Raw genomic sequence first — 8,506 nt, forward strand, 5'->3', positions numbered from 1 at the left:
GAACTGGCGCATGGCATGGCGTCGTTCCGCGACATCATCACCAAGGACCGGCTGTCGCCGCTGCACCTGATCGCGCCTGGACATGCCTCGACCGACCGGCTGCAAATTCTCGGAGCGCGCGGCATCGTCACCGCCTTCGACGCCTTGGCGCATAGCTACGACCACGTCGTAATCGACGCCGGACCGGTCTCGGGGCCCGGCATCGATCGCATCGCCGAGGTTGCGCCGCATGCGGTGGTGGTGGCCGAGACGGCAGCGGCTGCATCCACTGCGCGCGAAGAGCTTCTGGCCTCGGGCATTGTCGACGTGACGACGCTCGTCGTGACGCCAGCCGGCATGACGGAGACCGCCGCGGCGGCGTAACGGCTGCGTCACGCGCGCCATGCTACGCTTGTGCTCGTAACGCGGGGCGTTCGATCGTGCCGGTTGACGGCGTTCTTGACGGTATTCTTGGGCTGGCAAAAGATTATCAACTCAGTCTTGCGATAGGCAGGTTCCGTGGCTGGCCTGAAACAGACGATCATCCGCGGCGGATTGGAGTCGCTGTATTTCAGCGGCGCGCATCTGGCACTGCGGCCTTTCGTCGGCGGTGTCGGCGCGATCCTGACTTTGCATCACGTCCGCCCGCGCCGTCCCGGCCGGTTTCAGCCGAACCATCTTCTCGAAGTGACGCCGGCCTTTCTCACCCGGGTGGTGAGGGATTTGCGGCGCTCGGGCGTCGATCTGATCAGCCTCGACGAATTGTATCGCAGCATGAGCGCGGGCGATTTTTCGCGCCGCTTTGTCTGTTTCACCTTCGACGATGGCTATCGCGACACGCTGCAATGGGCCTATCCGATCTTGAAAGAAGCCCATGTGCCGTTTGCCGTCTATGTGCCGACGAGCTTTCCCGACCGGCTGGGCGAATTGTGGTGGCTGGTGCTCGAGGCCGTCATCCACCGCAACGACCGCATCGGCGTGACCATTAACGGCCGCGACCGCAAATTCGATTGCCGCAGCGTCGCGGAAAAGCGCGCGCTCTACGACGAGCTTTATTGGTGGTTGCGGTCGCTGCCGACCGAAGCCGAAATGCGCAACACCGTCCGCAACCTTGCCGCGTTCTATCAGGTTGATACCGCGGCGATCTGTAGCGAATTGTGCATGACCTGGGCCGAGCTTTCGCAGCTTGCGGCCGATCCGCTCGTGACCATCGGCGCGCATACGGTCAACCATCCGATGCTGGCCAAGCTCACCAGGGACGCGGTGCGCTCGGAGATGGATCTGAGCCGCGCGGTGATCGAAGCCGCGCTGTCGGTGCGGCCTGAGCACTTGTCATATCCTTACGGCGATCGCGGCTCCGCCGGGTTGCGCGAATTCGAAGTCGCGGCCGAGCTCGGTTTCAAGACCGCGGTGACGACCCGGCCCGGCGTGCTGTTTCCCGAGCACAGCCGGCGCCTGCTGGCGCTGCCGCGCATTTCGCTCAACGGGGACTATCAGCGCATGCGTTACGTGCGCGTGCTGTTATCCGGCAGCGCCACGGCGATGTGGAACGGCTTCCGCCGCGTGGAAGCGGCGTGAAGCATTGAGTTCTGGCTGATGCAAAGAAGCGCGGAGAAAGGCGTTTATTCGCCACCGACATGCGTACCTTTCTCGGCCACTGAACGTTTCATGAAGAAAACGACAAGCGTCAGCGCAAACATCACGACGGCGAATAGCCAAAAACAGTCGAAATAGGCCAGCGCCGATGCTTGCTGCTGGCGCAGATTTTCCAGCGCCTGCCACGCCAGTTGTTGTGCGGCAGCCGGATCGCCGGTCTGCTGGAGAAAGCGCGCTTGCGCCTGCTCGAGAAAGGATTGTACGGCTGGATTAAAGGGGTCGAGGCTCTCGCCGAGCCGCAGCGCATGGAATTGATCCCGCCTTTCCTGGACGGTCTGAGCCAATGACGTTCCAACGCTGCCACCCTCGTTGCGCAGAAGGCTCAACAGGCCCACCGCCGCGCCACGCAACGCGATCGGCGTATAGAGATAGGCGGCCACGTTTGCTGGTGCAAAGCATATCGATAATCCTAAGACCAAAACGACCCGCGGCCAGACAACTTGGTCCGGACTGATCAAGAGGTTCATCTGCGACATCCAATAAGTGCTGATGGCCATCAGCAGCAACCCCGCGCCGATCAACCACCGGGCATCCGTCTTTCGACCGAGCGCGAAGCCGACGGCCGGCATGGCGAGAAGTGCGACGAACCCGGCCGGAGACATGACCAGCCCCGCGTCCAAGGCGTTGTAACCAAATAGCGACTGAAGTAAGCCGGGCAACGACGTGCTGGCTCCGAACAGCACGGCATAGGCGCCAAAGATAATGATACAGCACGCGCCGAAATTACGTTCGCCCATCGCCCGGAAATTGACCACGGGGTTGGAGCTGCGCAGCTCCCAGAAGATCAAGCCAACCAGACCGGCAATAAAGAGAATGGCCAATGTCTGCACGCGCCAGACCGGATCGCCGAGCCAATCCCACTCCTGGCCCTTGCTGAGCATCACTTCCCAGGAGACCATGACGACGACCAGCAGCAACAAACCGATCGAGTCGAAATGGAACGGCCGCCTCCTTAATTCCATGCGCTCTTCCGTGAGGTAATCCGGATCGCGGAGGAGGGCGTAGCACCCCGCAAATGCGGCGAGACCGATCGGCACATTGATCAAGAAGACCCACCGCCACTGGTACTCGTCCGTCAGCCAGCCCCCCAGCGTCGGACCGATGACCGGCGCGAGCAGAGCCGCCAAGCCAAACAGTGTCATCGCGGTGCCTTGCTTTTCCCGCGGGAAGGCGTCGAGCAGCACGGCCTGACTGGAGGGCTGCAGGCCGCCGCCGGCGAGGCCCTGGATGACGCGGAACGCGATGAGCTGGCCAAGACTAGTGGCCATTCCGCACAGTCCGGAGGCGAGCGTAAAAATAGCGATCGACAGCAGGAAGTAGTTGCGGCGCCCCAGATGCGCGCTCAACCATCCGGTGATCGGCAAAATGATGGCGTTGGCGGCTAGGTAGCTGGTGATGACCCATTCGCCGTCTTCGACCGTTGCCGACAGGCCGCCGGCGATGTAACGCAGCGCCACCAGCGCAATGGTGGTATCGAGTACCTCCATAAAGGTCGGCATCACGACGACGGCCGCCACCAACCAGACGTTCGCAGCTGCTGGGGCTCTTGAAGGCGAAAGAGCCGCATCGGTCATTTGTCAGCACCGAGCGCGCTCTGGTGGAGTGAGTCAGAGGCTTGCGGCTGAGGCATATAGGCTTGCAGAACCTTCCCGGCATCGGGCCCGGCCGGCGGCTTGTTCAGGTAGACGTAGGGAACGACCGAGGTGCCGACAAACAGGGGATTTTCATTTGGGTTGTAGTCTTCGAGATCGATTCGAACCGGCAGCCGCTGGACCACCTTGATGAAGTTGCCAGTGGCGTTCTCGGCTGGCAGCAGCGATAGCGTCGATCCAGTCCCCATCGTAAATCCAGAGACCCGCCCCTTGAACACGTGTCGGCTTCCGTACATGTCGACATAGAGGTCGACAGGCTGGCCGATGCGCAAATCGCGCAGCTGCGTCTCCTTGAAATTGGCATCGACCCAGATCTCGTTGAGCGATCGGATTGCCATCAGACTCTGCCCGGCCTGTACATTGTTGCCCGGATTGACGTTTCGACGCGTCACGACTCCATCGATATCCGCGACGACATCGCAGTAGCGGAGGTTGAGCTCGGCCTGAACGAGATCGCGTTGGGCGGATTCGAGCTTGGCTTTTGCCTGCTCGACCGCAGGCGCATCATCCGTAAGTCCGGCCAGCGTGCGGTTGATATCGCCTTGATCCAGGCTTTCGAACTGCTTGAGCATCTCCTTCGGTAGCTGTTCATAGGAATGAGTAACGCCAAGCTGGGCCGCCGCCTGGATGAGAGCTGCCTGCGCTTCTCGAACGGAAGAAAAGGTCTGATCGAGATCGGGCGGCACCTCACCGAGATCTCCGCTTTCAGGCTGCGCCGGCAACCCCAAAGAGACACGGATTTGATGGACATCCGCCTCTGCCTGGATAACTTCAGCCTGCGCGACCGAAAGTGCGGCTTGCCGTTGATCGTACTGCTCCCGGCTTACGGTCGCCTGCGGCAGCAATTGCTCAGCGCGAGCAAATTCAACCTGTGCCAACTTGAGCGTGGCCTTGCTTTTATCGAGCGCGGCAACGCGGGCATGCAACGAGGCCACCCGGTTATCGACGTCCTCCATGGCGTTTCGTAATTGCCAGCTCAGGCTCCTGGCTTGAGCTTCGGCACCGCGCACTGTGGCTATAGCCGCCTGAAGGTCCGCATTCGCGGTGCCGACAGCCGCTTTCTTCACGGCGACTGTGTCCTCAAGAGGCTCCTTGTCCAGCTGGACGAGAAGATCTCCCTTACGAACACGGTTGTTGTCATCGACCAAGACCCGGGAAACCTGCCCTTGCACGCGGGCGGCAACGAACGTGACATGGCCGTTCACGTAGGCGTCATCAGTCGAGACGGTGTTGAGCGCCAGCCGAATCCACGGAACGCCGAATATCAAGACAGCCGCCAGCACGAGAGCTCCCAGCACTCCCATCACCCATCTTCGATTCCAGCTGGGCCAATGACTAGCCGGTGTGACTGGTTTGGAAGGAGGATCTGCCTGCACGGGCTTGGTCGCGTGCTCGTCCGCGGTGTCTCCCTCGGCTCCAGGGGAGGCATCGCTGCGGATTGACTCGTCGTTACGCGCGCTTGGCTTCTCAACCATGGCTATCGACCAAACGGGATTTTTAGCGCCGCTTCAATTTCGATATTCCACCCCGCTTTTTCTCGCGGTGCAATATCCCGGTTGGCAGATACGGGATCAGGCCGCTGCCCGTGAGCGGCGGACCCATTCGTCGAAACCGATGCGGCCGAGGCGCGCCTCGCCCAGCGGCACCAGCGAGCGCTCCTCGACCCGGCCGCCGAAGTATCGGGCCTCGGGGTCGCTCACGACCACACGGGGGTCGCCGATGGCCTTCAGATAGCGGGCGACGACTTCGTTGAACGGCGCTCGTTCCGGGCCGGCGATCTCGACCACACCGTTTCGTGGCGCTGCGAGCGCCACATCGGCGACGATAGCAGCAACGTCGTCCGCCGCGATGGGCTGGAACAGACCGGGCGAAATCCTGACTATGTTTCCATCCGCACCTGAGGCGGCGATGGCGCCGAGGAATTCCAGGAACTGGGTCGAGCGGATGATGGTGTAGGGGATGCCGGAGGTCTCGATCAGTTTTTCTTGGGCGACCTTGGCGCGAAAATAGCCGTTGTCGCTCCGGTCGGTTCCGACGATGGATAGCGCGACATGGTGCCGGACGCCCGCTGCGGTCTCCGCCGGGAGAAGGTTGCCTTCGGAGGTCGTGAAGAATTCCAGCACCGCCCTGTCTTCAAATGAAGGCGAATTGGCGAGGTCGATTATCGCCTGCGAGCCGGCCATGGCCTCCTTGAGCCCCTGGCCGGTGATGGTGTTGACACCGGTATTGGGCGAGGCGGCGACAACATCGTGGCCGCCCTGGCGCAGAATGGCGACGGTCTTCGAGCCGATCAGGCCGGTGCCACCAATGACGACGATCTTCATGGTTTAACCTTCCTTGTCGGCGATCGGAGACTCTTAAATGGCTTCGAGGAAAATATCTGGTGTTGAACACGTCGTGCGCTGTGTCGCTCGCGACGTTGAGCACGCCAAACGCAACGCCAATGCAGATGCCGCGTATTTGTTCCACCACGGTGATCGGAGGCTAAACGACGCTGTTGTCCGGTAACGCCACCGCGATGTGGAACGGCTTCCGCCGCGTCGGCGCTGCCGGTGTCATGCGTCGCTAAGTCATGCGCCGCTAAGTCATCATGTGCTGCTAAGTTTTCGCATGCGGCGTGCCCAGATAAGGGAACTCTCTCAGGACGTCGGTATGCGGCTTGAGGCCTGACGGCGGACACTGACTTTTGGTCAGGAAGGCGAGGCGGTAATCGATCACGTCGTCGGTGAAGACGCGGCCGTTGGGATACTTTGCCGGCTTCGACGGATCGAAGGTGAGCACGTCCGGAAGGGTGCCCTCGGTATCGATCGCGGCAATCGCGTCCTCGCGCGAGTAATCGCCGGTGTGCCCCATCAGGTGCACGAACTGTTCGAGCCATCGCGCACGATCGTGGACGGGCTCGCTGGCGTTGTACTCCTCTTTGGTATCGTCGGTATTGAAGAAGCTCGAAACGCTCGGATGGCCGGCGCGATCGACGTGAAGCAATTTGTCGTCTCGTCTCAGGCTGCACCGTCCCCAGACGTGGATCTCGGCCTTGGATTGCAGTTCATTCGTCGGCAGCTCGACAGCGGTGGAAAACACATTGGCTTGTGTGTTCGAATCCACGCCGGTCCATGGCGATTTGCCGCCGAGATGTGGCTCAGTAAAGTTGCGTTTGCCTCTGATGTCGAACAGGTTCTTGATGCCGTCGAAGTCGAAAAAGAATGCGTCGCTGCGGCTGCCGGCGAAAAAAGTGTACGGGCCCGATGTGACGATATTCGGCTTCGGTCCGAAGGAGACGTCGGCGTCGGCGACGATCTTCGTCCCTACCGCTTCGTCGGAGCGCGCTTCCGCGCCCTTCGCCATGAATACGCTAAACGTCTGTCGGCCGTTGTTCGGCTTTGAGAACACATAGCTGAATGCGATATCGGTCAGGTAATCGCCGTCGGTATCGATGTTGACGCGATAAATTGCATCCGGATGAAGTGCATCCGCATTGGGATTGGCATTGAGGATGATCGCAGTCCGGCCGTTGTTGCCGGGCGACTGGAATGCGTACAGGTCGCAGAGGTCGAGGCGTTGATCGCCAAGCGGCGGGCCGAGACTCAGTCCGGTAAAATGGTTTGACATTGCGCGCTCCTGCTAACGAAGAAGGTTCTCGCTTCTGGACTTGGTCACCGCGCGCCCGGCTATACAAAGAGTCTAGTCGCTGATTGAGGCAATCCCGTTTCGTAAATGCTACGCCGAGCGCGAGACGGGTGCAGGATATCTCTTGCGCCGTTGATGAACCATCACAAAGACGCGAGATAACGCTCGCAGCGTTGTGTCAAAAATAACTCAACTCCAATCGTCCGCGCCGCATCGTCATGCGTCTGTCATGCTTGGCGCAGGCGGTCGAGCATTGCGGCCTTTTGCATGCCGCCGAGTTCGACTGGGAGAAAGAATTCGTGAATCCTGCGAGGTCACCTGTCGTTAGTCACCAGCAGCGATTTGCAAGATCGCGCTGATCGTCGGTCACTCTCTTCTGACCGTCGGCCGTCCCATCCACGACACGATCGGCATCGCCGGCAACACCCAGCCGATACCGGCTATCACGTAATAGGCGACCGAGAGGACGGGACTGTCGTGGATGGCGGGCGATTGCGCGAGCGCCATGGCTACCAGCGCCCATACCACCACCAGCACGAGCAGCGCCAAGGTCCCGAGAAGTTTGCGCAGACGGATCGGCAAGCGGAGCCTCCGAGACTAGATATTCGTTGAAGCATGATCTTTTCCGAAAAGCGGTTTTTCGGGATCATGCTCTGGATCGGTTGCGAGGGCAGGGGGCAGCACTATATGGTCCGCGCCACTTCGACAAGCGATCGGTCATGGGCATTACGACCTCCAATCGGGCAATTTCCGACCGGCAAGCGCGCACGATCCGGCTATGGCTCTATGCCGTCGCCGCGATGGTGCTTGCCATCGTGTTGGTCGGCGGCGCGACGCGGCTCACCGAATCCGGACTGTCGATTACGGAATGGAAGCCCGTGATGGGAGTGGCGCCGCCCTTGAGCGACGCGCAATGGCAGAGCGAGTTCGAAAAATATCAGGCCATTCCACAATATCGCGAAATCAATAACGGCATGAGCCTTGATGCGTTCAAGACCATCTATCGGTGGGAATGGACGCATCGCTTGATCGCGCGCACCATCGGCATGGTGTTCCTGCTGCCGTTCCTGTGGTTCTGGTGGCGCGGCTGGATCGGTCCTGGATTGCGCAACCGGCTGTGGCTGATCTTCGGGCTTGGCGCGATGCAGGGCGCTGTCGGCTGGTGGATGGTCGCTTCAGGTCTCGCCGACCGCATCGAAGTGTCGCAATATCGGCTGGCGACGCATCTTGTCCTTGCCTGCCTGATTTATGTCGCGCTGCTGTGGATGGCGCAGCGCTGGGATCAGCCGCCGACAACTGCCGTGCCTGCGCCCATTCGCTTCGGCGCCATTGCGCTTCTCATTCTGGTGCTCGTGCAAATCTATCTTGGCGCCATCGTTGCCGGGCTGCGCGCCGGACGTATCTATAATACGTGGCCGCTGATCGATGGCGCCTTGGTGCCGGACCCGGCACGTTTGTTCTTCAATGCGCCGCTATGGCGGAATTTCTTCGAGAATACGCTCACCGCGCAGTTCGATCACCGCATGTTGGCTTATGCGATCTGGATCGTTGCGCTGCTACACGTGTTCGGCGTGGCGCGCGCGATGAAGAAA

General features: G+C 60.8%; 7 protein-coding genes and 1 pseudogene. 3 read left to right on the forward strand and 5 right to left on the reverse strand.

Going from position 1 to position 8,506, the window contains the following annotated elements:
* Nucleotides 1-363: pseudogene (locus tag VK804_RS26595) on the forward strand (lipopolysaccharide biosynthesis protein); the annotation flags it as partial.
* 135 nt (nt 364-498) lie between these two features.
* A complete protein-coding gene (locus VK804_RS26600) occupies nt 499-1,557 on the forward strand; it encodes a polysaccharide deacetylase family protein (protein WP_325375777.1) in 1,059 nt (352 codons plus the stop codon).
* Nucleotides 1,558-1,601: 44 nt separating this feature from the next.
* Here VK804_RS26600 and VK804_RS26605 read toward each other — a convergent pair whose 3' ends face one another.
* The 5 genes from VK804_RS26605 to VK804_RS26625 all read right to left on the reverse strand — a co-directional run bounded on the left by VK804_RS26605 (nt 1,602) and on the right by VK804_RS26625 (nt 7,496).
* Nucleotides 1,602-3,209: a DHA2 family efflux MFS transporter permease subunit gene (locus VK804_RS26605; RefSeq protein WP_325375779.1), complete on the reverse strand. Its 1,608-nt coding sequence runs from the start codon at nt 3,207-3,209 to the stop codon at nt 1,602-1,604.
* The gene (locus tag VK804_RS26610) at nt 3,206-4,570 is read right to left on the reverse strand and encodes an HlyD family secretion protein (protein WP_325375781.1); all 1,365 of its coding nucleotides are present in this window, start codon (nt 4,568-4,570) and stop codon (nt 3,206-3,208) included. The genes VK804_RS26605 and VK804_RS26610 overlap by 4 nt, the downstream gene beginning before the upstream one ends.
* Nucleotides 4,571-4,858: 288 nt before the next feature.
* Nucleotides 4,859-5,611 carry an SDR family oxidoreductase gene (locus VK804_RS26615; protein ID WP_325375783.1) on the reverse strand — a complete coding sequence of 251 codons (753 nt, stop codon included), beginning with the start codon at nt 5,609-5,611 and terminating at the stop codon, nt 4,859-4,861.
* A gap of 274 nt (nt 5,612-5,885) precedes the next feature.
* Complete coding sequence (locus VK804_RS26620; RefSeq protein ID WP_325375784.1) at nt 5,886-6,896, reverse strand: DUF4331 family protein; 1,011 nt, start codon at nt 6,894-6,896, stop codon at nt 5,886-5,888.
* 384 nt (nt 6,897-7,280) lie between these two features.
* Nucleotides 7,281-7,496 carry a DUF2842 domain-containing protein gene (locus tag VK804_RS26625; RefSeq protein ID WP_325375786.1) on the reverse strand — a complete coding sequence of 72 codons (216 nt, stop codon included), beginning with the start codon at nt 7,494-7,496 and terminating at the stop codon, nt 7,281-7,283.
* Between the two features lie 137 nt (nt 7,497-7,633).
* Between VK804_RS26625 and VK804_RS26630 the strand changes: the two genes are divergently transcribed.
* On the forward strand, nt 7,634-8,506 hold an 873-nt coding region (locus VK804_RS26630; RefSeq protein WP_325375788.1), incomplete at its 3' end, for a COX15/CtaA family protein.

Origin of the sequence: Bradyrhizobium sp. (assembly GCF_035484855.1) — a bacterium.
Classification (GTDB): Bacteria; Pseudomonadota; Alphaproteobacteria; order Rhizobiales; family Xanthobacteraceae; genus Bradyrhizobium.